Genomic DNA, 23,376 nt, shown 5'->3' with positions numbered 1-23,376 from the left:
GTTCGTAGGTGAACGACGCGGAAGAGACCGAAAGAGGAGCTGATCGTGATCCCCGGTGGTGGCCAGCCCAACATGCAGCAGCTGCTCCAGCAGGCCCAGAAGATGCAGCAGGACCTGGCGAACGCGCAGGAGGAACTCGCGCGGACCGAGGTCGACGGGCAGGCGGGCGGCGGTCTGGTCAAGGCGACCGTGACGGGCGCCGGCGAACTGCGCGCCCTCAAGATCGACCCGAAGGCGGTCGACCCGGAGGACACGGAGACCCTCGCCGACCTGGTCGTGGCGGCCGTACAGGCGGCGAACGAGAACGCGCAGCAGCTTCAGCAGCAGAAGCTAGGCCCGCTGGCGCAGGGTCTGGGCGGCGGCGGAAGCGGCATCCCGGGCCTGCCGTTCTGACGTTCGCACCGCGCGCCCCCCGTCCCGCCTTCCTCAGGCGGGCGGCGGCCAACTACGGTACGTACGACAGGATCGAAGCAACCGAAGCACTAAAGGGAACAGGAAAGGCAGTCCGTGTACGAAGGCGTGGTCCAGGACCTCATCGACGAACTGGGGCGGCTCCCCGGCGTCGGTCCCAAGAGCGCGCAGCGGATCGCCTTCCACATCCTCCAGGCGGAGCCGACGGACGTACGGCGGCTGGCGCACGCCCTCCTCGAAGTGAAGGCGAAGGTCCGCTTCTGCGCGACCTGCGGCAACGTGGCGCAGGAGGAGCTGTGCAACATCTGCCGCGACCCGCGCCGGGACCTCACGGTCATCTGTGTCGTCGAGGAGCCCAAGGACGTCGTCGCGGTCGAACGCACCCGTGAGTTCCGGGGCAAGTACCACGTCCTGGGCGGCGCGATCAGCCCGATCGAGGGCGTCGGTCCCGACGACCTCCGCATAAGGGAACTCCTGGCCCGGCTCGCCGACGGCGCGGTCACGGAGCTGATCCTGGCCACGGACCCGAACCTGGAGGGCGAGGCCACGGCCACGTATCTCGCCCGCATGATCAAGCCCATGGGCCTCAAGGTCACCCGCCTGGCCAGCGGCCTCCCTGTGGGTGGCGACCTGGAATACGCGGACGAGGTGACCCTTGGCCGCGCCTTCGAGGGGAGACGACTCCTAGATGTCTGACGCCACGCTGCACGACACGACGCAGGACCCGGACGACTTCGCGGTCCAGATCGCCGACCAGGTGGAGAGCTTCCTGGTGGCCGTCACCGAGGTCGCGAAGGGCGAGGACCCCGACTCGGCGGTCCCCTTCCTCCTCCTGGAGGTCTCCCAGCTCCTGCTGGCCGGCGGTCGCCTCGGCGCGCACGAGGACATCGTCCCGGACGAGCGCTACGAGCCCGACCTGGGCCCGGAGCCGGACGTGGACGACATCCGTGAACGCCTGGCGGTGATGCTGGAACCGATCGACGTCTACTCGGAGGTCTTCGACCCGTACGAGCCCCGCAAGGCCCCGGTCCCGGCCCGTATCTCCGACGACCTGGCCGACGTCCTCGCCGACCTGCGCCACGGCATGGCCCACTACCGCGCGGGCCGCACCACGGAGGCCCTGTGGTGGTGGCAGTTCTCGTACTTCTCCAACTGGGGCTCGACGGCGTCGGCCACCCTCCGCGCCCTCCAGTCCGTGGTCGCCCACGTCCGCCTGAACCAGCCCCTGGAGGAGCTGGACGGCCTGGACACGGACCAGGACCTCGGCGACGAGACCCTGGCGGAGGAGGCCGGCAAGGTGATGGCGGAGGAGATCGCGGAACCGCTGGGCCTGCGGACGGTGAAGTAGCGCGCTCTCTGTCCCGTCACCTGTCGAGGACGCCCAGGACCGCGTCGGCCACCGCCCCCACCGACCGCCCGTCACCCGCGTCCACGACGCGGGCCGGGGCGAGGCCGAGCGCGGTCAGCTCGGCCCGCATGAGGGACTGGTAACGGGCGCTGCGGGCAAGGAACTTGTCCATCAGGTGCCGCTCCTCGGCCGTCGACTCCGCGTAGTGGCCGGCCTCGTGCACCCGGGCTCGTACGACGGCGTCCTCGGCGGTGAGCCATACGGCGGCCGTGCGCGGGACGGTCAGTGCCGCGACGTGGGTGGGCCAGAGGGCCGAGCCCTCTAGGACCAAGCCGCCCTGCCCGTCCGCGTGTTGGGCGATCAGCTCCTCGATCCGGGGCCACAGGCGTTCGTAGTGGTCCAGGACCGAGGAGACCAACTCCTCGACGGAGAGCGTGCGGTAGTGCTCGGCGACATGGTCTGGGACCTCCCACCCCGGCGTACGCCACGGCCGTCCCGGATGGCGGGCGAGGCCATCCGTCGACCGGTACGTGAACTCCAGCCGTTCCGCGACCACTTGGGCGACGGACGACTTTCCGGTGTTCGACGTGCCGCCGATCAGCACCACCCGCGCATCGCCCATACGGCGACTCTAGGGCCCCAGAGCCCTACGACCCCATGACCATCCCCCACACCCCCTTCCCCAGCGTCGTCACCCCGCCCGCCAGGGCCAGCAGCAGGACCAGGAGCCGGGCCCGGGGTTCCGGGATGCGGCCGGCGAGGGTTCTGCCGAGCAGGGTGCCCGTCAGCATGGCAGCGGCCGACGCTGTCCACAGGGTTGGGGGCAGGTGGGGGAGGCCGTTCGACGCGACCGAGACGGCGTTCACCAGGACGCCGTAGAACATGGCGTTCGGGACGAACTCCCGTACCGTCCAGCCCGCGTTGACCGCGTACAGCGACACCGGGGGACCGCCCACGCCCGCTGCCGAGTTCATGAAGCCGCCCGCCGCGCCCGCGGCCACCGCTCCCGCTCCGCCGCGCAGGGCAGGCACCCGGGTGCCGCGCAGGACCAGGACGGCGGCCGTCGTCACCAGGGCGCCCATCGCCGCGAGCAGCGCCGGCTCGGGCAGCCGGCGGGCCAGCCAGGTGCCCGCCGGTACCGTGCACGCCGCCGCGACGCACAGCGGCACCATCGCGGGCAGCCGGACCTGCCGCCAGCCGCCCGCCAGACCCACCAGACAGATGACCCCGGACGCGCAGTTGGCCAGGACCACACCGTCGGCGGGCCCCAGGAGCAGGATCAGGACGGGCACCGAGACCAGGGCGAAGCCCATTCCCGTCAGCCACTGCACGCACGAGGCGAGGGTGACCGTCGCGGTGAGTAACAGTCCCGTTGTCAACTGTCCGGTCTCCGGCTGCTGTTACTGCGAGTCCACGATCCGGTACTCGCGGGCGAGTACCGACGGCTTGCCCGTCTTCGGGAGGGTGGCCAGGGCCATGCCCTGGTAGGTGTTCACCACGGTGTCGCGGTCCCGGCCGTTGAAGACCGACTCCACCTCCGTCGGCGTGATGTCGTAGTTCTCGCGGTACGAGGCCTTCAGCACGAACTGGGAGGCGTGCGCGGTCGGCAGCGCGGCCAGGACACCGCCGTCCTTGAGCCGCAGGGCGTACACCGTGTCGAACTCGGCGGGTGTGGCGACGTACACCTTGGTCGCGTACGCCGCGCCCTTGCCGCTGTCGCGCTTCGTGTAGGTCTCGATCGCGTCCTTCGCGACCTCGGTGGTCTGCGAGATGCCCGTGCCGGCCTTCTTGCCGCCGGTCGCGTACAGGTCCTCGAACGCCGCCGAGATCTGGTTCGGGGCGAGTGTGCCGACGCGGGTGCCTGCGTCGACGGCGGTGGCCAGGCCCGCGTCGTCGGTGGCGATCGCCGGGAGGGGGACCTCCGAGTAGACGGCCGACATCAGCTTCCAGTCGTCGTACTCCTTGCCGAAGACCAGCAGCGCCTCGCTCTTCGAGCCGCTCGCCTTAGTCGTCACCGCGAACCAGTCCTTGCCCGCCGGTATCCAGTACTTCCGGCCGGTGTAGTGGAAGGGCTTGCGGTAGGCGGCCTGGTCCTCCTTCGACTCGGTCTCGAAGAGGCGGTAGTCGGCCTTGCTCTGCTCGTACACCTGCCCGCTCTCGACGGTGCCCAACAGGTCCGCGTCCTGCTGGGAGTTGGCCTTGTTGTTGACCGTCTCGTAGGTGTCGAGGATCTTCGCCGCCTGCGCCGCCGTGACGGCACCCTTGGCCGCGGGGCTCGCGGCGGCGCCGTCGGCACTGTCCGACGAGCCCGGTCCGCAGCCGGTGAGCGTCAGTGCGGCGGCGAACATGAGCAGTTTCTGCCGGGAGATCATGCCTCACCGTACTGGGGCGATTGTGCGCGTCCTGGGCGGGGCCGGTGGATCGATGGTGCAGCCCGCCGATCCGGAGCGTCACAGGTCCGTCACCTTGCGCGAATTGGAATCGTCCTTCCCGACCCCTGTACGTCCCTTGCACGGGCGCTAACCAGCGGAAAGCGAGGCTGGAGTCACTTCCACCGCAGGAGATGCGGAGGGAGCAAACCACCTCACCCGCACAGGAGTTGCGATGACCCGCAAGACCCGCATACGCGCCGCCCTCGTCACCGCCACCGCCCTTGTCACCGCAGCCACGGTGACGGTCGGGGTCAGTGCGGCGGGTGGCGACCAGCCGAAGAAGCCCAGCAAGAAGCAGATCGCGGCCCTCTTCGACGGCTGGAACAAGTCCCTGCAGACCGGCGACCCGGAGAAGGTCACCGAGCGGTACGCGGACGACGCGGTGCTGCTGCCGACCGTGTCCAACAAGATCCGCACCAACCACGCCGAGATCGAGGACTACTTCGACCACTTCCTGGAGAACAAGCCGGTCGGCACGAAGACCAAGACGATCATCAACGTCCTGGACAGCAACTCGGCGATCGACACCGGCTCGTACTACTTCATCCTCACCGACCCGAAGACCGGCGAGAAGAAGAGGGTCGACGCCCGCTACACGTACGAGTACGAGAAGCGGGGCGGCGAGTGGCTGATCGTCAACCACCACTCGTCGATGATGCCCGAGGGCTAGGCCCCGGCCATCCGTACCCGTCTCAGCTCGCGCGCTGTGCGGACCGGAGTGTGATCCGGACGCACAGGCCGCCCCCGGGCGCGTCCGCCAGGGTCACCGTCCCGCCGTCGTCCGTCACCAGCTGCTTGACGACGGCGAGGCCGAGCCCGGAACCGGAGCGCCCGGTGAGGCCCTGACCGCGCCAGAAGCGGTCGAAGGCACGGGACTTCTCGGCGTCCGACATGCCGGGACCCCCGTCCGCCACCGTCAACTCCATCTCCTCGCCCCGAGGCTCCGCCCGTACGGTGATCGTTCCGCCGTCCGGTGAGACCTCCAGGGCGTTGGACAGCACGTTGTCCAGCACCTGGTCCAGATGACCGGGGCTGGCCAGCACAAGCAGCCGGCCGTCGGCACCCCCACTCCCCCTGAGCGCGATGGTGACTCCGCGCTCGTCGGCGGCCGGCCTCCACACCGACAGACGTTCGTCCACGATGTCCCGCAGGGAGAGCGGCTCCGCCGCAGTCACCTTCGCCTCGGCCCGGGCCAGCACCAGCAGCCCGTTGACGAGACGGCTCATCCGGACCACCTCCGCGGTCGCCTGCTCCACGTCCTCCCGTACGAACTCGTCGTCCGTGCCGTCCGCGATGTTGTCCAGCGACAGCCGCAACGCCGTGAGCGGGGTACGGAGTTGGTGCGAGGCGTCCGCGACGAAGATCCGCTGCGAGGCGACCAGGGTGTCCAGGCGCTCCGCACCCTGGTTGAGGGTGCGCGCCAGGGTCTGGGTCTCCGGCGGGCCCGTCACCTGCGAGCGGGCGGTCAGGTCGCCGTCGCTGAACTTGCTTGCCATGCCGTTCAGTTCGCGTAGGGGAGCGGTGATCCGGCGGGCCGCGATGGCACCGATGGCGGCGGCAGCCGCGAGGACCAGCACGGCGAGAGCGGCCCGGAAACCCCAGATGCCCCACAGCCGTTGGGTCATGTCCGAGGTCGAGTACACGATCCGTACGGCCGCGTCCCCCTGCGCGGGGACGGTGATCGTGAGGTGCTTGCCCCAGACGAAGTCCGAACCCCAGTCGGTCGTCGACCTGTTGTCCTGCACGGCCCGTGTCAGCGCCGCGTCCGCGACGGGCGCCGGCAGGTCCGGGTCGCAGCGGCCGGTCGGGGTCACCTGGACGGTGTCGGGAGTCTTGGCGTCGTACGCCTTGGCCACCTTCTCCAGGGCGCCGCACGACGTCTTGTCCCCGTTGCCCAGGAGCAGCGCCATGGTCTGGGCCTCGCGCTGGACGGACACCTTGGTGTCGTCCCGCAGCTGCTTGGTGAGCGTGAAGGCCACCGGCACCGTGAACAGCAGGATGGCGACCGCGACGAGCAGGATGTAGCTGCGGATGAGCTGGCGGTTCATGAGGCGCCCGAGCCCCCGCCGTCACCCTCGCCGCCCGTTTCCTTCTCGGCGGCCTTGTCGATCTCCAGGCGGAACCCGACCCCCCGTACCGCCTCGATCGTGATCGCGCCCTTCAGCTTGCGCCGCAGCGCCGCCACATGGACGTCGAGGGTCTTCGTCGGCCCGAACCAGTTCGCGTCCCAGACCGCCTCCATGATCTGCTCGCGCGACATCAGCGCGCCCGGCTCCTCGGTGAGGAAGGCCAGCAGGTCGTACTCCTTGGGGGCGAGGGCGACCTCCTCGCCGTCCAGGCGGACGCGGGCGGCCTTGCGGTCGATCGTCAGACGGGTGCCGTACCGGTCGGGGCCGGACTCCGCCGTCGTACGGGGCTGGACGCGCCGCATCACCGCCCTTATGCGCGCGATGACCTCCCGTACGCCGAAGGGCTTGGAGACGTAGTCGTCGGCGCCGAGTTCCAGTCCGACCACCCGGTCCGTCTCGTCGCTGCGGGCGCTGATGACGATGATCGGGACGTCGCCGCGTTCGCGCAGCGCCCGGCAGACGTCCAGGCCGTCGGTGTCGGGCAGGCCGAGGTCGAGCAGGACGACGTCGTACGGATCGGTGTGGCTGAGCGCCGCGCCGCCCGTGGACACCCACGCCACCTCAAAGCCGTAACGCAGCAGGCCGCGGCGGAGCGACTGGGCCACGGGTTCATCGTCTTCCACCAGGAGTACGCGCACAGCCGAACCTTATGTCGTCGCAGTGGTCAGTCCTTGAAACTTAATTCACAGCCGCAACGAGTATCCCGTGGTCGGAACGCGTATCCCGTCGATGGATGGGCAGGAGCCGTTCGAGCGGCCGAAGATCCCTGCGGTGATCACTGTGGTGATTGTTGTGGTGAGCGGGACATCTCACCATGCGATACCCGGTAAGGGGATTTCGGCCGCTCGTTAAACTGAGCCGACCGCAGACGGACTGAGCGAGGAGTGCACGTGGGCCTTGTCGTGCAGAAGTACGGAGGCTCATCCGTAGCCGATGCCGAGGGCATCAAGCGTGTCGCCAAGCGAATCGTGGAAGCGAAGAAGAACGGCCACCAGGTGGTCGTGGTCGTTTCCGCGATGGGCGACACGACGGACGAGCTGATCGATCTCGCCGAGCAGGTGTCTCCGATGCCTGCCGGGCGTGAGTTCGACATGCTGCTGACCGCGGGAGAGCGGATCTCCATGGCGCTGCTGGCCATGGCGATCAAAAACCTGGGCCACGAGGCCCAGTCGTTCACCGGCAGCCAGGCAGGTGTCATCACCGACTCGGTCCACAACAAAGCCCGGATCATCGACGTCACGCCGGGACGCATCCGGACCGCGCTCGACGAGGGCAACATCGCCATCGTCGCCGGGTTCCAGGGCGTCAGCCAGGACAAGAAGGACATCACCACGCTGGGGCGCGGCGGTTCCGACACCACCGCCGTCGCTCTCGCCGCCGCCCTCGACGCCGAGGTGTGCGAGATCTACACGGACGTCGACGGTGTGTTCACCGCCGACCCGCGCGTGGTGAAGAAGGCCCGGAAGATCGACTGGATCTCCTCCGAGGACATGCTGGAGCTGGCCGCCTCCGGCTCCAAGGTGCTGCTCCACCGCTGTGTGGAGTACGCCCGCCGTTACGACATCCCGATCCATGTGCGCTCGTCCTTCTCCGGACTGCCGGGCACCTGGGTCAGCAACGAGAAGCCCGAGTCGCAAGGGGACCAGCAGGTGGAGCACGCCATCATCTCCGGAGTCGCCCATGACGTCTCCGAAGCCAAGATCACGGTCGTCGGCGTCCCGGACAAGCCGGGCGAGGCCGCGGTGATCTTCCGCGCCATCGCGGACGCCGAGATCAACATCGACATGATCGTGCAGAACGTGTCGGCGGCCTCGACGGGCCTGACGGACATCTCCTTCACCCTCCCCAAGGCCGAGGGCCGCAAGGCCATCGACGCCCTGGAGAAGGCGAAGGCGGCGATCGCCTTCGACTCGCTGCGCTACGACGACCAGATCGGCAAGATCTCGCTGGTCGGCGCGGGGATGAAGACCAACCCGGGCGTCACCGCCTCCTTCTTCCAGGCGCTGTCCGACGCGGGTGTGAACATCGAGCTGATCTCGACATCCGAGATCCGCATCTCGGTCGTCACCCGTGAGGACGACGTCCCCGGGGCCGTCCGCGCCGTGCACTCGGCCTTCGGCCTCGACTCCGACAGCGACGAAGCCGTCGTCTACGGAGGCACCGGCCGCTGATGGCCAATCCTGTGGGGCCGACGCTCGCCGTCGTGGGGGCGACCGGCACCGTCGGTGCGGTCATGCTCCAGATCCTGTCCCAGCACGCGGACATCTGGGGCGAGATCCGTCTGGTCGCCTCCCCGCGCTCGGCCGGCCGCAAGCTGGCCGTGCGCGGCGAGGAGGTCGAGGTGGTGGCGCTGTCGGAGCAGGTCTTCGACGGCGTCGACGTCGCCATGTTCGACGTACCCGAGGAGATCGCCGAGCGCTGGGCGCCGGTCGCCGCCGCCAAGGGTGTCGTCGTGATCGACAACTCGGGCGCCTTCCGGATGGACCCCGAGGTCCCCCTGGTCGTCCCCGAGGTCAATCCGCACGCGGTACGGCAGCGCCCGCGCGGCATCATCGCCAACCCGCACTGCACCACCCTGTCGATGATCGTCGCCCTGGGCGCGCTGCACGCCGAGTTCGGGCTGCGCGAGCTGGTCGTCTCCTCGTACCAGGCGGTGAGCGCGGCGGGCCGGGCCGGCGTGGACACCCTGCGCCGGCAGCTGTCCCTGGTCGCCGGTACGGAACTGGGGACCAGCCCCGGAGACGTACGGCGGGCCGTGGGTGACGGGACGGGGCCGTTCCCGGAGCCGGTCGCGCTGAACGTCGTACCGTGGGCCGGAACGGCTCGGGCGGACGGCTGGTCGTCGGACGAGATGCAGATCCGCGACGAGTCCCGCAAGATCCTCGGGCTGCCGAAGCTCCCCGTGGCCGTGACCTGCGTCCGCGTCCCGGTCGTCACCGCGCACGCGCTGACCGTCCACGCCCGCTTCCAGCGCGAGGTCACCGTCGCCGGGGCCCGGGAGATCATCGCCACCGCACCCGGGGTCGTGCTGTACGACAACCCGGACGCGGGGGAGTTCCCGACGCCGGTGGACGTGGTCGGTACGGATCCGACCTGGGTCGGCCGGGTCCGGCGGGCGCTGGACGACCCGACCGCGCTGGAGCTGTTCGTGTGCGGGGACAATCTGCGCAAGGGAGCCGCGCTCAATACGGCACAAATCGCCGAGCTGGTGGCCGCCGAGCTGTCCTGAGCCCTTCCCGGCGGCTTCCTGACGCCTTCCTGACCTGCGGGTTGTGCACCCCTCCGGTCCGCCGCGATTTATTGATCTTGTTATGGATCTTGTCGAAAATCACTCTGGTGGTGGCAGAAAACGTTTGTAGGATCCAGGTGACAACTTGTGGGGCTCCGAAGATTTTGCTCCCCGTTCTCCGCAACCGCGCGGAGGGCGGGGAGCGTCTTTGCGGACGCCCTTCCGGGGCGTTGGGGACGCCAAGGCCGTGCGGGGGACGCCGGTCACCATGGATTTAGGGGAAGAGCGGGACGCATGAAGGTGGCTGTGTCGTACGACGCAAACGTGATGCCGGATGCGTACAACCCTGAAGGGGGGAGGCGTGTCCAACATGCGTGGCAGCAGAGGTTCTCGACTTCACAGCGGCGACGCGCGGCACGGCCCTGCGTCCGCCCCGCCGACCCCGCGTGCCCGGTACGCCCGGCGGCATGCCGGTGATCGCGCCGATGCCCGCAGCGCGGCCGGCCCGCATACCCAACCAGCGCGAAGGCGCCGACGAGAGCGCGGCTGCGGGGACGACGGTCGATCACCTGACCGAGACGTACCGCGCCCACTACCGCTCGCTCCTCGGACTCGCGGCGCTGCTCCTCGACGACACCGCGTCCTGCGAGGACGTCGTCCAGGAGGCGTTCATCCGGGTCCACTCGGCGCGCAAGCGCGTCCGTGACCCGGAGAAGACGCTCGCCTATCTGCGCCAGACGGTGGTGAACCTCTCGCGCTCCGCCCTGCGCCGCCGCATCCTCGGCCTGAAGCTCCTTTCCAAGCCAATGCCGGACATGGCGAGCGCGGAGGAGGGGGCGTACGACCTGCTGGAGCGCGACTCCCTCATCAAGGCGATGAAGGGCCTGCAGCGCCGCCAGCGCGAGGTCCTCGTCCTGCGCTACTTCGCGGACATGACCGAGGCCCAGGTCGCCGAGACGCTGGGCGTGTCGCTCGGTTCGGTGAAGGCGTACGGCTCACGCGGGATAGCCGCGCTGCGCATCGCCATGGAGGAACCGGCATGAGTGACCAGGGTCAGGGCCAGGGTCAGGGCGAGGGCCGGGGCGGCCAGGAACGGGACAAGGACCAGGCGCGGGAGCGGCGGGACCAGCGGGGGCAGGACCAGCAGGGTCAGGAGCACGAGGGCCCGGAGCAGGGCCGGAACCAGGCCGAGGCTCAGGGCCAGGCCCAGGAAGAGGGCCCGGAACAAGTCCGGCAAGCCGACGGACAGGTCCAGGAACCAGTACCGGAACAAGTCCGGGAACAGGGCCGCGGCGGGCGTGAGCCGGGCGAGGACGCGGGCCCGGGGGTGCGCGAGGACGCGGGTGCGGGGACCGGCGGTTTCCGGACCGGGGAGTTCAGGGCCGGTAGGCTTCCTTCCAACGGGGCCCGATCCAACGGGAGTTGGCCGGCCGGAGTCCATGGACCCGGTCGCCACGAGCAAGAGCACAAGCAATCGCACGCTGGGAACGGAACTGTGAACCACGGCCCCGACGACCAGAGCCTGGACGGGCTCGACTCGGACGAGCTGGCACTGCGCAGGATGATGCAGCAGGCGGTGGGCGGGATCGAGCCCACCGACGCCGTGCTGGCCCATCTCCGACGCGCCGTGCCCGCCCGCCGGGCGCGCAAGCGGCACGCCGCCATCGGCGCTGCCGCCGCCCTGCTCTTCATCGGTACGGCCATCCCCGCGCTGCTGGTCTCGAACGTCACCGGCTCCGAGGCCGACCCCTCCGTCATCGCGGGCCACGGCTCGCAGACCGAGGGGGACAAGGGCTCGGGCAAGGACCCGGACGGCGGCGAGAGCACCGCCGGGGGCAGCTCCGGCACGGTCAAGGACAAGCCGTCGAGCAGCCCCACGGGCGGCGCGACCGACCCGGACAAGGGCAGCGGCGGCGGCAGCACGAACGGAGGCGGCGGTCAGCAGGACACCCCGGCGACCCCGTCCGCCTGCGATGCGACCCAGCTGGGCTCGGCCACCGGTTCGGTCGGCGACCCCGACACCACCGGCACGGTGTACGGCACGTTCCGGGTCGTCAACGTCTCCAGCGCCAGCTGTACGGTCGACGGCAGTGGCACCGTGTCGCCGTTCGCGCAGGGCGCGGCGGACGCGACGAAGGTCGGCGTCGCCGAACATGTGGCAGGGGACGCGGCGGGCGGCCTGCCCGACCCGTCGCTCTGGTCCAGCGGGCTGGTGCTCCAGCCGGGCGCGGCGTACACGGTGCAGTTCGCGTGGGTGCCCTCGGAGACGTGCCCCCCGAGCGGTGGCACCACCGACGGCGGCAGCACGGGCGACCCCTCGGCGTCACCGACGCCCACGCCGAGCGAGAGCACCGACACGGGGACGACCACCACGACCGGCAGCGACGGCACCACCACCCAGCTGGTCACGGAGGACGGCACGGTGGCCGACGGCAGCGTGGCGGTGTCCTACACGGCGGAGGCCGGCTCGCCCACGGTGTCGGCGACGGTGTCGAACGCGTGCGCGGGCACGGTGTACAAGACGGGGGTCATGGCGGAGACCACCGCGTAGTGGTCCCGTAGTGGCCCCCGCGCCCTGCGGGGATCAGACGCCGACGTCTTGGCGAGCGGGTGCGGGTTCCCCGCCAGAGGTGCTGGCGTCGGCGTCGACGTCGGCAGGGGCGAGCCCCAGCTCGGCGTCCCGCGCGAACTCCACCTCCCGCCGCACCAGCCGGAACCACATGAAGACGACGAACCCCGCGAAGACGAACCACTCGCCGGTGTAGCCGAGGTTCTGGAACGCCTTCAGGTCGAGCCCGGTGTCCGCGGGCGCGGTCGCCGGTACGGCCTTCATCCCCGAGTCGCCCTTGTCGAGGGTGACCCAGGCGTCGTACAGGTCGTACGGCACGAGGTTCACGAGCGAGGCCGCACTGATCGCGCCGGTCTGCCCGGCCGGGAGACCACCGGCGGCGCTCACGCCATTCGACCCCGGGGTCTCGGACGCCTGGAGCGCACCGGTGACGGTGACTTCGCCGGCGGGCGGAGCAGGTGCCTTGGCGGCGCCGGCGATACCGGGCAGCCACCCGCGCACGACGGGCAGTGCCTTGCCCTCATCGGTCCGCAGCAGGGTGAGCACGAAGTACCCGTCCCGGTCGTCGAGCTGCCGCCCCGGAACGAGCAGCTGCTTGCCGTACCGTCCGCTGACGGTGACACGGTCCCCGGAGGTCTTCTTGTCGACGGGCAGCAGCTCGGCGAGCGGCCGGGCGGCCTCCTGCTTCTCGGCGGAGACCTCCTCGGTGGCGGTCTTGTGGTCCTGCACCCGGTCCTCGAACCGGCTCAGCTGCCAGGACCCCATGAACACGCAGAAGGGGATGGCGAGCAGCACGAAGACGTTGATCCCCCACCAACGGGGCGTCAGCAGAAACCGGTACACGCCTTCCAAGGTACGGGGCGGCTGCGGGGCCCCGGTTCGCGGGGTCGGCTCGGTCAGTACCGCTCCGTCAGGTCCGTCAGATGGCTCCGGCTCGCCGGGGGCTCGTAGGGCTCGGGCCAGAAGTCGGTCATCGTGGTGATGTTCCCCTTCTCGTCGCCGGTGAAGAAGGAGATGGCGTGCATCTCCTCCGCCCCCTCGAACCCCACGGTGAACCGGAGCCAGGTGACGACCTGCCCCGGCTCGGCGACCACCCGCTCCGTCCGCAGATGCCAGTCGCTCGGATACTCCCGGTTGAACCGGACGAACCGCTCCTTGCCTCTGATCCGCTCCCGGCTCTGGGGCAGCGTGTAGACGACGTCGTCGGCGAGGGTGTCGGCGAACGCGTCCCAGTCGCGGGCCTCGGCGGTGGCCCAGAACCTCTCGACTGTCCTGCGCAGATCGGTCGCCTCGGTCGTGTCGGGCGCATTCATCGGGCTGGTCATGCGGGAAGTCTGCACCCGGCCACTGACAATCGGCCTTGACCTGCGAAGACGCTGCCGGATCCCGGCCGGGGTCAGGCTGTCGTGTCGTCCCCGTCGAGCACGGTCTCGGGGATCTGCACGTTGATCAGTTCCCCTGAGCGTGGGTCGACGGTGAGGCCCCGGCCGGATCTGCGGCCGCGCAGGTGGGCGTGGGCCAGGCGGGCCCCGATGAAGTCGCCCTCCAGGATGCTCTGCGGTCCGATGAGGACACCCTTGCGGTGCCGCTTCAGGGCGCTGAGCCAGCCCATCGCTCCTGTCATGGTCTCCCCGGTGGCGGCGATGACGATGCCGATGCCGCGGTCCCTGCCGGACTGGGCCAGGGCACGCAGGTCCTGGTCGATGTCCGGCAGGACGAACAGGTCGGCGTCGTCCACGACGACCACCCGGGGGCCGCTGCCGGCCTCCAGGGCCTCGGTGAACTCCTCGACCGTGGGCTCGGTCGCGGTGATCAGCCGGACGCCGGGATGGTTGCCGAGGGTGCGCAGCGGCGACTCGCGGGGAGCGAGGATCACCAGTCGGGTGCCGGAGGCGAGCAACGAGACGGCCAGTGAGGCGAGTGTGGTGCTGCGGCCGGAGCCGGGCGGGCCGACGACCGAGAAGGTCGGTGCGGTGTCCGCGAAGTCCACGCCCACGGGCGAGACGTCGTCGCCGCCGAGGCCCAGCAGACCCCACATCGGCCGGCGGAACTCCTTGCCCACCTTCTCGTACGCGTCCGTGAAGGTCACCTTCACCGGCAGGGTGCCGATGCGGGCGGGCCTGCGGTCCGCGGGGAGTCCGGCGTCGCGCCGGGTCGCCTCGGCGCCGATCCGGCGCAGCGCCTCGGCCTGGTCCTGTCCGGCGGCGCCGGGTGCGAGGAGCGCCACCTGGATCTCGGTGCCGCCGTGGGAGGTCCAGCCGCGGCCGGGCTGGACGATGTCGGGGATGTCGCGGGAGCGCTTGCCGACGGCGTGGTAGTCGGTCCGGTCGTTCAGACGCAGCAGCAGCTTGTTGTCGTTGAGCGCGGTGGCCCGTCCGGACAGCAGGGCGCGTTCGGAGGTGGCGACGACATGCAGGCCCGCGGCGGCGCCTTCTCTCAGCAGCCGGTTGAGCTGCTCCACCAGCCGGCCGCCGTTGTGGTCGGCGACGGCCTCGATCAACGCGTCCCAGCCGTCGATGAACAGCATGATGTGCGCGGGACGGGCACCGGCGGCGACGATCTCGCGCAACTCGGTGAGGTTGCTCGCGTGGTGCCCGGTGAGGAGTTCCTGCCGCCGCTCCAGCTCTGCGTCGAGCCTGGCGAACAGCCGCTCCAACCGCTCGATGTCACCACGGGGCACCATGGCGCCGCAGTGCGGGAGGACGCCCAACGCCGCCAGTGCGCCACCGGCGAAGTCGATGCCGTAGAGGTGGACGTCGGCGCTGGAATGACCCTGGGCCAGTGCTCCGGCCATGGTGCGCAGCACCTGGGAGCGGCCGGATCGCGGGATTCCGATGACGTACAGGTGTCCGAACTCGGCGAAGTCCAGGCGGACGGGCAGCTGGGCCTGTGCCTCGGGCAGGTCCGAAAGACCCCAGGACACCGGGGCCAGACGGGCGCCGCCGGGTGCGTCGGGCTGTGGCAGGTCGTCGATCAGGACGTCGGGGCCGAGGGCCGGCAGCCAGGGGCTGGGCTGCGGGACGCACCCGGCGAGTTCCGCCGCCTCGGACAGCGCCTCCACCAGCGCGTTCAGGTCGGTGGGGAGGTCGTCGGCGCCCAGGTCCGGTGCCGGGTCCCCGCCCGGCTCCGACTCGGCCGTGCCGGGCAGGCCGACGGCGCGGCCGAGGCGCTGCCAGTGGAGTGCGGTGCCCCAGACGCGGGACTCCTCCACCGGCTGCTGTTCCCGGGGCTCCGGGGAGGGCTTCGCTCCGCGCAGGGGGGTTCCGGCGTAGGCGGTCTGGAAGGGTACGACGGTGCCGTGGCCGAGGCGGGCGAGGGCGCGGCCGGGGGTGGCCGGGGAGATGCTGACGGCGTCCTTGGTGTCGATGACGTCCTGGCTCTCCGAGGAGTCCGTGACCCGCAACGCGATCCGCAGATTGGTGTTGGCCCGGATGTCGGAGCTGACCACTCCGGCCGGGCGCTGGGTGGCCAGGATCAGATGGATGCCCAGGGAACGGCCGCGCTGGGCGATGCTCACCAGGCCGGGGATGAAGTCCGGGATCTCCCGGAAGAGGGTCGCGAACTCGTCGATGATGATCACCAGCCGGGGCACGGGCGCCAGTTCGGGGGTCCGGCGGCGCATGCCCTGGTACTCGGGCAGGTCCTTGGCGCCGGCCTCGGCGAGGAGGTGCTCGCGGCGGGTCAGTTCGGCCGCCAGCGAGGTGAGCGCCCGCTGCACCAGGTGGCTGTCCAGGTCGGTGACCATGCCGAGGGTGTGCGGCAGGTCCACGCAGTCCTTGAAGGCGCTGCCGCCCTTGTAGTCGACCAGGACGAAGGTCAGCTCGTCCGGGCGGTTGACCGCGGCGAGCGCGGCCACGAAGGTCTGGAGCAGCTCGGACTTGCCGGAGCCGGTGGTCCCCGCCACCAGGCCGTGCGGACCGTCCTTCACCAGGTCGAAGGCGACCGGTCCGTCGTAGCCGGCGCCCAGCAGGACACCGGTGGACGCCGGCCGCTGTGCCCAGCGGGCGGCGATCTGCTCGGCGCTCGGCTGCGGCAGACCCAGCAGGTCCAGCAGTCCCACTTCGGCGGGCAGGCCCTCGGAGGCGTCGGGGGTGACGTCGCGGATCGGGGCGATGCCCCGGGCCACGCGCTCGCACCAGTCCGGCTCGACCAGGTCCGGCCGGATGCCGGGGACATCGGGCTGTCCGGTGCGGCGCAGGGTCAGCAGGTGGTTCTCGTGGCGGACCACGGCGGTGCACTCCTCCGGCAGGAGCCGTTCCTCCTGGTCCAGGCAGAGCGGGAAGATCCGGACGCCGGGGCCCTCCTTGAGGATGGAGACCACACCGGGTACGTCACGCAGGCGGCGGGCTCCGTCCATCACCACCAGGACGTCCGGTTCGCTCAGCAGCGCCTTGCTCATGGTGGACTCGGCGGCCCGCTGGCGGGTGCGCAGGGTGGAGACCAGCTCGGCCACCCGGTTGGCCACCGTCTCCGGGTCGTTGCCGATCAGGGTGACGGCACCGCCACGGGTGCCGGGCAGGCCGTCCCGGGAGTGGGGCAGCCAGCGGGCCCAGTGCCAGGAGTCCTGCGAGGCCTTGTCGGTGAGGACGACGATCCGCAGGTCGCGCGGGGTGTGCAGCACCGCGGCCTGGGCCGTCATCCACCGGGCCAGGGCCTGGACCGGGCCGGTCGCGCCGGCCAGGCCCACCACACCGTTGTCGACCAGGTCGACGCTCACCGGGGCGTCCGGGATCGTCCAGTGCACGGCGGTGTGGTTGTCCTCGCGGGCGGTGTCGTCGATGCCGAGCAGGGACGGCTGGGGGGCGGTGCCGATACGCAGGGCCAGGTGGTCCGGGTCGCCGCGGCGCCGTTCCCACAGGCGGCGGCCGGGGCCGACCGCCCACAGTCCGGCCACCGCCGGGTCGGGCGCGCTGTCGGTACGCAGCCGCCGCTCGGTGGCGATCTTCTGCCGGACGTCCTCCTCCAGCGAGGCGCGGCGCTGTCGGTAGACACGGGACTTCTCCTCGTAGTCCCTGCGTGCCTGGCGACGCCCGCTGAGGTAGTTCGCCGCCATCAGCACCGGCGACAGGAACATGAAGATCAGGTAGAAGTACGAGTTCAGGAACAGCATCATGGTGACGCCGAAGAGCATCGGGGCAAGGGCCACCAGCAGCGGAATCGGCCTGCGCCCGGGAGGGTCGGGCGGTCCGGGCAGCCGGAACCGCTCGGGCGCCAGATGCGGCAGGATGCGCGGCGGACGGTTGTAGTCCAGTCCGCCGCCGCCCTCGGACGGCACCACCGCGGCGTCCCTGGGAGTCGGTTCGGCCAGCCGCAGCAGGTACTCGCCGACGGAGAGCTCCGCGCCGACGGACCAGAGCGCCCAGCCGTCGGGGAGTTCCGCGCTGCCGTCGGCCGCCTCCTCGGGCTCGGCGTCCGCCGCGTCCTCGTCGTCCTGTTCCGCGAGGGGCAGCAGCACAACGCCGGGCCTGCCCCGGTGCTCCGGCGGCTCCGGTACGGAGAGCCGCGCCGGGCCGCCCTCGGGAAGCTCCACGACGGCCGATCCGTCCGGGCGTACGGTCACCCGGATGCCCTCGCCCGGCATGCCCCGGCCTTCGAGCGGGACGGCCGCGTCCGCCAGCGGGCCGATGCCGTGGGTGCCGAGGCCGAGCGGGTACACCCGTCCGGCGTCCGGGCCGCCCACCACCTGGAGTTCGACCACGGGTGCGTGGTCCACCCGGTGCGGCTGCGGCATGGCGTCGCGCTCGGGGCCGTAGGCGGTGGCGGCGAGTGGTTGCGGGGCACCGAGGGCGACGACGCTGCCGTCCATGAGGCGGGTGGCGGCCAGCGGGGTGCCCGGGGCGAGGGGCTCGTCGCCCAGGTAGCAGGACGGGGCCGGCCCCGGTTCGGGAAGCGAGGGCCCGGTCTCGTCGGTGTCGCCGGTGCGCAGCCTCGCCAGATGCGCGGCGACGTCCTCGACGGGGGTGCTGCCGGACGCGGTGAGCAGTACGTCCTGGCGGCTGGTGGAGTCGCCGTCGGCGACGGTGGTGATGAGGAGTTTCACGTCTCCCCTTCGGGACGGTTCGCGGGTGGATGGTTCGGGGGGTGTTCGCGGTGCGTGGTCCCCGCGATGCGTCCCAGGCCGACAGGGCCTGGGCCGCGTCCGCAAGGTCCCGTCGTCCGCCCGGGCAGGCGGGACCTTGCGGACACGGCCTAGTCCTCGCGTGTGCCGGAGGAGGCCGCGGTGGTGCGTTCCCGGGTGGTGGGGGAGGTCGGCTCGGCGAGCAGATCGGATCCACTGGTGGTCCGGGCGGGGTCCGTGACCTGGCGGGGCTCCGGGGGCCCCTCCTGAAGAATCCCGGTTTCCTCCAGTGACGGGGTTTCCTGGAGTTCCCGGGTACGGGGCCGCTGTGGAGCGGGTGTGCCCCGGCGCGGGGCGGACTCGCGGCGCAGCCTGCGGCGGTCCGCCCGGACGGCGGCGGCGACGGCTCTGCCCAGTGGAGCCGAGTCCGCGTCCAGTCCCAGCTCCGGTGCGGCCACCCGGCCGCGTGCGTCGACCCGGAGGGCCCAGCTGTGCCCCGCCACCCGGCCGTCGGCCAGACAGACGGCGGCACCCGAGGCGGCGAGGGCACTGAGCCGTCGCGCCTGCTCCGGGCTGGGGGCGGCGCAGACGAGAACCGTCGTGGCGGCGCGGCCGGACTCGTCGAACTCACCGGCTCCCTCGGTTTCCCTGTGCTCCTCGGCCGCCTCTTCCAGCTCTCGCAGTACGGTGTCGAGCCGCTCCCCCCGGTGCTGCGGATGGACCCCGTCCGTGACGGTGACCGAGGCTCCGCTGCCGGGCCGGTCCAGCTGTGCGGCCAACGCCTGGAGCAGCCGGGCCCGGGCGGCGATGTCGCCCTCCACGGTGATCAGCCGTGGTCCGGCGGCCAGATCGAGGTGGACACAGGCGTCGTCCGCCATACCGACGGCGACCGGCAGCGGACGGAGGTGCGCACCCGCGCGGGGTCGGCCCTGCGGCAGCGCGTCCTCCTCCGTCAGGGCAAGCTCCCAGCGCTGCGGGCCGGGCTCGTCGGAGGTCTCCCAAGGGGCGGGCGGCTCGGGCAGCGGGCGGGCGGCGATCTGCACGGCGGCGAGTCCGGGTTCCGTCCGTACGGCGTGGGGAACGGCGCCGGGCGCGTCGGTCAGGGCCGCGGCTGCCGCGTCCAGCAGCCGTCGTACGAGCAGGCCGCCTCGGGGGTCGGACAGCTGACGGGCCAGGGCGCGCACGCCGCGACGGTGGCGCCGGTAGGCGCGCAGGGGTTCGCCGAACGCCCGCCGGGTCAGGGCGAGTTCACGGCCCACGCCGCGCCGGAAGCGCCGCCATCCGCCCTGCTTGCGGATCACATGCCGTAGCAGCAGGAAGAGCAGCAGCAGGACGACCACGGCCACGATGACGACCGTGAGCAGCGAGTCGCCGGGTTTCCCCAGCGCGATGACGGAGCCGTGCGTCGCGGCGGCCGTGGTCATGCCGCCGCCAGCGTGTGCTCCGGGTGCCGGCGGCGCAGCTCCCGTATCGCGTGATGGGTCCGGGACTTCACCGTTCCCGGCGGAATGCCCAGGGCGTCGGCGGCGTCGGAACCGGTGCAGCCGAGGACGTAGACGTAGAAGAGCACTTCGCGGTGGGGGTGCGAGAGCCGTGAGAGGGCGTGGACCATGAAGCGGCGCTGGACGGCCTGGCTCATCGGGTCCACGGTCTCGGCATGCTGCTCCAGGGCGTGTTCATGCGTGATCTCGGTGTGCGGCCGCTCGCGCCGGGCCCAGTCGATCACCAGGTTGTGCGCCACCCTCATCAGCCAGGCCCGGGACGGCGACCAGCCCGGCGGCTGGTTCGCGGTGCTCAGCCAGGCGCGTACCAGGGTTTCCTGGACGAAGTCCTCGGCCCGTTGTCGGTCGCCGCGTATCAGGCCGGACACATAGCGGAGCAGCGGACCGTGGTGTTCTTCGTAGAGCACGCGCATGGATCCGTCGCCGGAGGGCGTGGGCGTTGCTTCGACGGCGACGGGAGCGCTCCCCGTCGGAACGGGAGTCGGCGTGGACGTTCTCATGGATTCCCCCAGGGCCGGCGTGAATCTTCTGAGCCGGTCCGGTCGGGCGCCGCGCGGCGGCGTCGGCTGGGCAGAGCTGAGCAGGGCTGAGCACGGGTACCCGGGATGACCTCACGATTCATGGGTGGAACGTGAGGTTCCGCAAGGGGGAGTCTATGAGGCGTTCTGTAGCTTTCAAGAGTTCCTGAGAGGAACCTGAGGTTACCGACGGGTTGTCCGAAATTCCGAACAGGGGCGCTGGTCCGGGGGATGGACCGGCGCCCCTGCGGAAGGGACGCCGACGGAGGGGGAGTTCGGGTCGGCATCCCTGCTCGGGGTGGACCGGGCTCAGGTGGGGATGCCGCCGGCGATCTGCGAGTCCAGGTTGTTGACGGCGTTGCAGACGTCGCGGAACTGCTTGGAGAAGTGGGTGATGTTGTTCACCGCCTCGGTCAACGACTTGTTGAAGTTCGCGTAGGACGTCTGCATCTTCGGGCTGGTCGCCGTCAGCAACAGGCCGCCCTGGAGGAGGTTCTCGACCTCGGCCTGCAGCGAGGACAGCTGGGGGACCAGCGTGTCGCTGACGGCGGAGTCGAGCTTCTTGGCCGTGCTCTCGATTTCCTCGTCGTCAATGACGTTCTTGGGCATGGTGTACCTCGTTCTCTGTTGCTGGGCACGCACCGGTCGGTTCGGTACGCGGCGGACCCGGCGGCGCCGAGGAGACGCGCGCAGGGAGCTTCGGGGGTGGGGCGCCGGACCGGCCGCCCTTCATGGGGTCAGCGCCAGTTCTCGCCGAGCGTCCCGAGGGGAGGTTCGTCGCCGTAGCGTTCGTGCTGGGTGACGGAGTCGCGCAGGTACCAGGTCCCGTCCTCGCTCCGCTGCCAGATCTCCTGGATCTCGTTGTTCGCGCCGGCCACGAAGCGGGTTCCGGTGTTCTCGTTCGTGACGACCTTCGTGACGGAACCGTCGGAGCCCGTGTAGTCGGTCCGGGTGACGCCCTCCTGCACCGTGGTCGTCTGTCCCGGAGCGGAGGAGCCGGACGGACGGCCGTCCCCGTCGACGAGCGGGTTCTCCACCGTGAGATACGCGGGGGGCCTGTCCAGCCGCTGCTGGACGTCCTGCTGGCCGGCCTCGGAGTTGAGGTAGGTCTCCTTGTCCATGGTCAGCTCCCAGTCGCCGTCCGGCCGCTTGGTCCAGATCTGGAGCGTGTCCTGGCCGGTCCCGTCGGTGACGTAGCGCTTCATCCAGCCGTCGGGCGATCCCTCGGGCGAGGAGTCCGTGTAGATCTTGGTGACGGAACCGTCGGAGCTGCGGATCGTCGTCACGGAGTCGCCGTCCCGCGTCAGGGGGTGGTACGTCTCGGAGTAGCTCAGCCCCGTGTTCTTGTTGGTGACGGTGGTCGTCGTCTCGGCGGGGTCACCGTTCTCGTCGACCTTGATCTCACCGTTCTCGTCGAGCTGGTACGACACCGTGGTGGTGCTGTTGGCGTCCTCGATGGTGTAGCCCTTGGGCACGAAGGCCTCGTCGGGCAGATCGTCCAGCTGACCGCGCATTCCCCTGAGCCGGCCGACGTCGGCGTCGCGATCCGGATCCCAGTCGCGCAGCTTGTCGTACTCCTCGCCGAAGCCGTCCTGGAGGTCCTGCTGCCGTTGCTGGCCGGCCTTCTCCTCCTCGGTCAGCGCGGTCTGCGCCTTGTCGGTGTCCGACTGGTCGTCCCACAACTCCTTCTGGCGGTCCTGCAGGTCCTTCGACTCCTGGTCGAGGGGGTCCAGCCGCGTCTGGAGGTCGGCGCGGTCGGCGTCCATGCCGTCCCGCTTCTCCTCCATGGCGTCCTCGACCTCCTTCTGGGTGGACTTCTCCAGGGCCCAGAGGTCCTTCTGCCTGGTCTGGAGTCCGTCCTGCCGCTCGGAGAGGGGCTCCTGGGCGCGGCTCAGCGCGTCACGCTCGTCGTCGAGTTCCTTCTGCCGCTCATCGAGCGGGTCGAACGCCTTCTCCTGGTCGCGCTGTTCCTGCTCCAGGGCGTCCCATCGCCCGGCGAGCCCCTTGCCCTCGGACTCCCACAGGGCGTCCCGGTCCTTGTCCAGGGCGTCCTGCTTGCTCTGCCAGGCGTCGAGGTCGCCCTGGGTGGCGTTCCCCTTGCCGAGCAGGGTCTCGCGCTCCCGCCAGAGGGCGTCCTGCCGTTCCTGGAGGGCGTCCTGCTTGGCGTCGTAGGCCTTCTGCTCCTGATCGAGGGCGGTGACCTTCTTCTCCATGGCCGCGTCCTGCTCCGCGCGGAGGGCCTTCTCGTCCGCCCAGAGCTGCTGCTGCTTGCGCTGGAGTTCCTCCTGCTGCTTCAGCAGAGGCTCCTGGTCCTTGCGGAGTGCCTCGTACTCCTGCTGCAGCTCGTCCCGCTCGGCCTGGAGCTTCTCGTCGCGCTGCTCGAGGAGTTCCTTCTCCTCCTGCCAGAGCTGCTGCTGTCTCGCCTGGAGTTCGTCCTGCTGCTTCAGCAGGGGCTCCCGCCTCCTGGCGAGGTCCTCCTGCTCCTTGTTGAGCTCTTCCTGCCGCTTCTGCTGGGCCGCGGTCCGTTCGTCGATCGTCCGCCGCTTCTCGACCAGGGCGTCCTGTTCCTTCTTCAGGCGCGCCTGCTGGGTCCTGTAACGGGCTTCCAGCCTTCCGGCCTCGTCCGCGCGGAGCTTGCCGTCCAGCGCCTGCTTGCGTATCTCGTTCTGCCGGGTGGCCTCGTCGCGGACCTGGGAGGTGACCTGCTGGGCCGCGCCGGCGGCTTGGGAGGCGTCCTGGTCGTAGAAGGCCTTGCCCGCCCTGTCGAGGAGGTTCCCGAGGTCCGTCATGGCCTGCCAGCCCTCACCGAACGACTTCTTCCAGGCGCCGTAGAAGTCCTCCATCGCCTCGGCCGTCTCCCGGCGGGGGCCGATGTCCCCCGCGGCGAACGTCTTGTCCGTGTGCGAGGTGACGTCGAGTTCGTCGCGGAGGTGCCACAGATGGCGCGCGAGGGCGGTCATCAGGTCGTAGTCGTAGGAAACGCGGACCATTTGTCCCATCCCTTCTTCGAAGGAGTCGTGTCTTCGTGAGCTGACCGTCGAGATCGGCGTCGAGTCGCCCTGTAGACGAGGACACGGGTCCGGATGGTTCAAAGAGATTTCGTCCGCAGTGCTCTGACCGGCGAAGACTGTGGCGTGCGCCACTTTTGTGAACCCTCGGCCTATGCCGGTACGTCTGCCT

Annotated in this window: 20 protein-coding genes; 8 read left to right on the top strand and 12 right to left on the bottom strand. The window is 70.7% G+C overall.

Going from position 1 to position 23,376, the window contains the following annotated elements; all coding sequences use genetic code 11:
* The first annotated feature begins 45 nt into the window (after positions 1–45).
* From ACWDR4_RS33605 to ACWDR4_RS33595, 3 genes are all read left to right on the top strand, one after another.
* Complete coding sequence (locus tag ACWDR4_RS33605; protein WP_006373444.1) at positions 46–393, top strand: YbaB/EbfC family nucleoid-associated protein; 348 nt, start codon at positions 46–48, stop codon at positions 391–393.
* 114 nt (positions 394–507) lie between these two features.
* Complete coding sequence (recR, locus tag ACWDR4_RS33600; RefSeq protein WP_450413974.1) at positions 508–1,107, top strand: recombination mediator RecR; 600 nt, start codon at positions 508–510, stop codon at positions 1,105–1,107.
* Complete coding sequence (locus ACWDR4_RS33595) at positions 1,100–1,759, top strand: DUF5063 domain-containing protein (RefSeq protein ID WP_450413973.1); 660 nt, start codon at positions 1,100–1,102, stop codon at positions 1,757–1,759. The genes recR and ACWDR4_RS33595 overlap by 8 nt, the downstream gene beginning before the upstream one ends.
* 16 nt (positions 1,760–1,775) lie before the next feature.
* Here the strand turns inward: ACWDR4_RS33595 and ACWDR4_RS33590 are convergent, their stop codons facing one another.
* Genes ACWDR4_RS33590 through ACWDR4_RS33580 form a run of 3 tightly spaced genes read right to left on the bottom strand, consistent with a single transcriptional unit; the run spans position 1,776 to position 4,131 of the window.
* Entirely contained in the window at positions 1,776–2,381 is a 606-nt protein-coding gene (locus tag ACWDR4_RS33590) for a hypothetical protein (protein WP_450413971.1), read from the bottom strand.
* Between the two features lie 25 nt (positions 2,382–2,406).
* Positions 2,407–3,138: a sulfite exporter TauE/SafE family protein gene (locus tag ACWDR4_RS33585; RefSeq protein WP_450413969.1), complete on the bottom strand. Its 732-nt coding sequence runs from the start codon at positions 3,136–3,138 to the stop codon at positions 2,407–2,409.
* 21 nt (positions 3,139–3,159) lie between these two features.
* Positions 3,160–4,131, bottom strand: a complete 972-nt coding sequence (locus ACWDR4_RS33580; RefSeq protein ID WP_450413967.1) for a hypothetical protein — start codon at positions 4,129–4,131, stop codon at positions 3,160–3,162.
* Positions 4,132–4,363: 232 nt separating this feature from the next.
* Here ACWDR4_RS33580 and ACWDR4_RS33575 point away from each other — a divergent pair, with 232 nt between their 5' ends.
* Positions 4,364–4,861: an SgcJ/EcaC family oxidoreductase gene (locus ACWDR4_RS33575; protein WP_450413965.1), complete on the top strand. Its 498-nt coding sequence runs from the start codon at positions 4,364–4,366 to the stop codon at positions 4,859–4,861.
* A 22-nt stretch (positions 4,862–4,883) separates the two neighbouring features.
* On the opposite strand, the gene ACWDR4_RS33570 is transcribed toward ACWDR4_RS33575, so the two are convergent.
* Positions 4,884–6,239 carry a sensor histidine kinase gene (locus ACWDR4_RS33570; RefSeq protein WP_450413964.1) on the bottom strand — a complete coding sequence of 452 codons (1,356 nt, stop codon included), beginning with the start codon at positions 6,237–6,239 and terminating at the stop codon, positions 4,884–4,886.
* A complete protein-coding gene (locus tag ACWDR4_RS33565; RefSeq protein WP_450413962.1) occupies positions 6,236–6,958 on the bottom strand; it encodes a response regulator transcription factor in 723 nt (240 codons plus the stop codon). Before ACWDR4_RS33565 ends, ACWDR4_RS33570 begins: the two co-directional genes overlap by 4 nt.
* Before the next feature lie 252 nt (positions 6,959–7,210).
* Between ACWDR4_RS33565 and ACWDR4_RS33560 the strand changes: the two genes are divergently transcribed.
* From ACWDR4_RS33560 to ACWDR4_RS33545, 4 genes are all read left to right on the top strand, one after another.
* A complete protein-coding gene (locus ACWDR4_RS33560; RefSeq protein ID WP_450413960.1) occupies positions 7,211–8,491 on the top strand; it encodes an aspartate kinase in 1,281 nt (426 codons plus the stop codon).
* Positions 8,491–9,549 carry an aspartate-semialdehyde dehydrogenase gene (locus tag ACWDR4_RS33555; RefSeq protein WP_450413958.1) on the top strand — a complete coding sequence of 353 codons (1,059 nt, stop codon included), beginning with the start codon at positions 8,491–8,493 and terminating at the stop codon, positions 9,547–9,549. Before ACWDR4_RS33560 ends, ACWDR4_RS33555 begins: the two co-directional genes overlap by 1 nt.
* 467 nt (positions 9,550–10,016) lie before the next feature.
* Entirely contained in the window at positions 10,017–10,592 is a 576-nt protein-coding gene (locus tag ACWDR4_RS33550) for a SigE family RNA polymerase sigma factor (RefSeq protein ID WP_450414033.1), read from the top strand.
* Positions 10,589–12,100: a hypothetical protein gene (locus tag ACWDR4_RS33545; RefSeq protein WP_450413956.1), complete on the top strand. Its 1,512-nt coding sequence runs from the start codon at positions 10,589–10,591 to the stop codon at positions 12,098–12,100. The genes ACWDR4_RS33550 and ACWDR4_RS33545 overlap by 4 nt, the downstream gene beginning before the upstream one ends.
* A 33-nt stretch (positions 12,101–12,133) precedes the next feature.
* Here ACWDR4_RS33545 and ACWDR4_RS33540 read toward each other — a convergent pair whose 3' ends face one another.
* The 7 genes from ACWDR4_RS33540 to ACWDR4_RS33510 all read right to left on the bottom strand — a co-directional run bounded on the left by ACWDR4_RS33540 (position 12,134) and on the right by ACWDR4_RS33510 (position 23,186).
* Positions 12,134–12,961, bottom strand: coding sequence for an SURF1 family protein (locus ACWDR4_RS33540; protein ID WP_450413954.1), 828 nt, complete (start codon positions 12,959–12,961; stop codon positions 12,134–12,136).
* A 53-nt stretch (positions 12,962–13,014) separates the two neighbouring features.
* Positions 13,015–13,443: a nuclear transport factor 2 family protein gene (locus ACWDR4_RS33535; RefSeq protein WP_450413952.1), complete on the bottom strand. Its 429-nt coding sequence runs from the start codon at positions 13,441–13,443 to the stop codon at positions 13,015–13,017.
* Positions 13,444–13,514: 71 nt separating this feature from the next.
* A complete protein-coding gene (locus ACWDR4_RS33530) occupies positions 13,515–18,158 on the bottom strand; it encodes an FtsK/SpoIIIE domain-containing protein (protein ID WP_450413950.1) in 4,644 nt (1,547 codons plus the stop codon).
* Between the two features lie 149 nt (positions 18,159–18,307).
* Positions 18,308–19,600, bottom strand: a complete 1,293-nt coding sequence (locus tag ACWDR4_RS33525; protein WP_450413949.1) for a hypothetical protein — start codon at positions 19,598–19,600, stop codon at positions 18,308–18,310.
* The gene (locus ACWDR4_RS33520; RefSeq protein WP_450413947.1) at positions 19,597–20,178 is read right to left on the bottom strand and encodes a sigma-70 family RNA polymerase sigma factor; all 582 of its coding nucleotides are present in this window, start codon (positions 20,176–20,178) and stop codon (positions 19,597–19,599) included. Before ACWDR4_RS33520 ends, ACWDR4_RS33525 begins: the two co-directional genes overlap by 4 nt.
* Positions 20,179–20,505: 327 nt before the next feature.
* Complete coding sequence (locus ACWDR4_RS33515; protein WP_450413945.1) at positions 20,506–20,805, bottom strand: hypothetical protein; 300 nt, start codon at positions 20,803–20,805, stop codon at positions 20,506–20,508.
* Positions 20,806–20,933: 128 nt separating this feature from the next.
* Entirely contained in the window at positions 20,934–23,186 is a 2,253-nt protein-coding gene (locus tag ACWDR4_RS33510; RefSeq protein WP_450413943.1) for a hypothetical protein, read from the bottom strand.
* Positions 23,187–23,376: the final 190 nt, after the last annotated feature.

The sequence above is a fragment of the Streptomyces sp. NPDC000878 genome (assembly GCF_053599695.1).
This window is presented reverse-complemented; position numbering and strand designations above follow the sequence as displayed.

Bases quoted from the DNA above. Each gene is read 5' to 3' on its own strand.
- ACWDR4_RS33545 (WP_450413956.1), top strand. From the start codon at position 10,589: ATGAGTGACCAGGGTCAGGGCCAGGGTCAGGGCGAGGGCCGGGGCGGC.
- ACWDR4_RS33510 (WP_450413943.1), bottom strand. From the start codon at position 23,186: ATGGTCCGCGTTTCCTACGACTACGACCTGATGACCGCCCTCGCGCGC.
- ACWDR4_RS33575 (WP_450413965.1), top strand. From the start codon at position 4,364: ATGACCCGCAAGACCCGCATACGCGCCGCCCTCGTCACCGCCACCGCC.
- ACWDR4_RS33590 (WP_450413971.1), bottom strand. From the start codon at position 2,381: ATGGGCGATGCGCGGGTGGTGCTGATCGGCGGCACGTCGAACACCGGA.
- ACWDR4_RS33555 (WP_450413958.1), top strand. From the start codon at position 8,491: ATGGCCAATCCTGTGGGGCCGACGCTCGCCGTCGTGGGGGCGACCGGC.
- ACWDR4_RS33595 (WP_450413973.1), top strand. From the start codon at position 1,100: ATGTCTGACGCCACGCTGCACGACACGACGCAGGACCCGGACGACTTC.
- ACWDR4_RS33515 (WP_450413945.1), bottom strand. From the start codon at position 20,805: ATGCCCAAGAACGTCATTGACGACGAGGAAATCGAGAGCACGGCCAAG.
- ACWDR4_RS33550 (WP_450414033.1), top strand. From the start codon at position 10,017: ATGCCGGTGATCGCGCCGATGCCCGCAGCGCGGCCGGCCCGCATACCC.
- ACWDR4_RS33570 (WP_450413964.1), bottom strand. From the start codon at position 6,239: ATGAACCGCCAGCTCATCCGCAGCTACATCCTGCTCGTCGCGGTCGCC.
- ACWDR4_RS33535 (WP_450413952.1), bottom strand. From the start codon at position 13,443: ATGACCAGCCCGATGAATGCGCCCGACACGACCGAGGCGACCGATCTG.
- ACWDR4_RS33520 (WP_450413947.1), bottom strand. From the start codon at position 20,178: ATGAGAACGTCCACGCCGACTCCCGTTCCGACGGGGAGCGCTCCCGTC.
- ACWDR4_RS33580 (WP_450413967.1), bottom strand. From the start codon at position 4,131: ATGATCTCCCGGCAGAAACTGCTCATGTTCGCCGCCGCACTGACGCTC.
- ACWDR4_RS33525 (WP_450413949.1), bottom strand. From the start codon at position 19,600: ATGACCACGGCCGCCGCGACGCACGGCTCCGTCATCGCGCTGGGGAAA.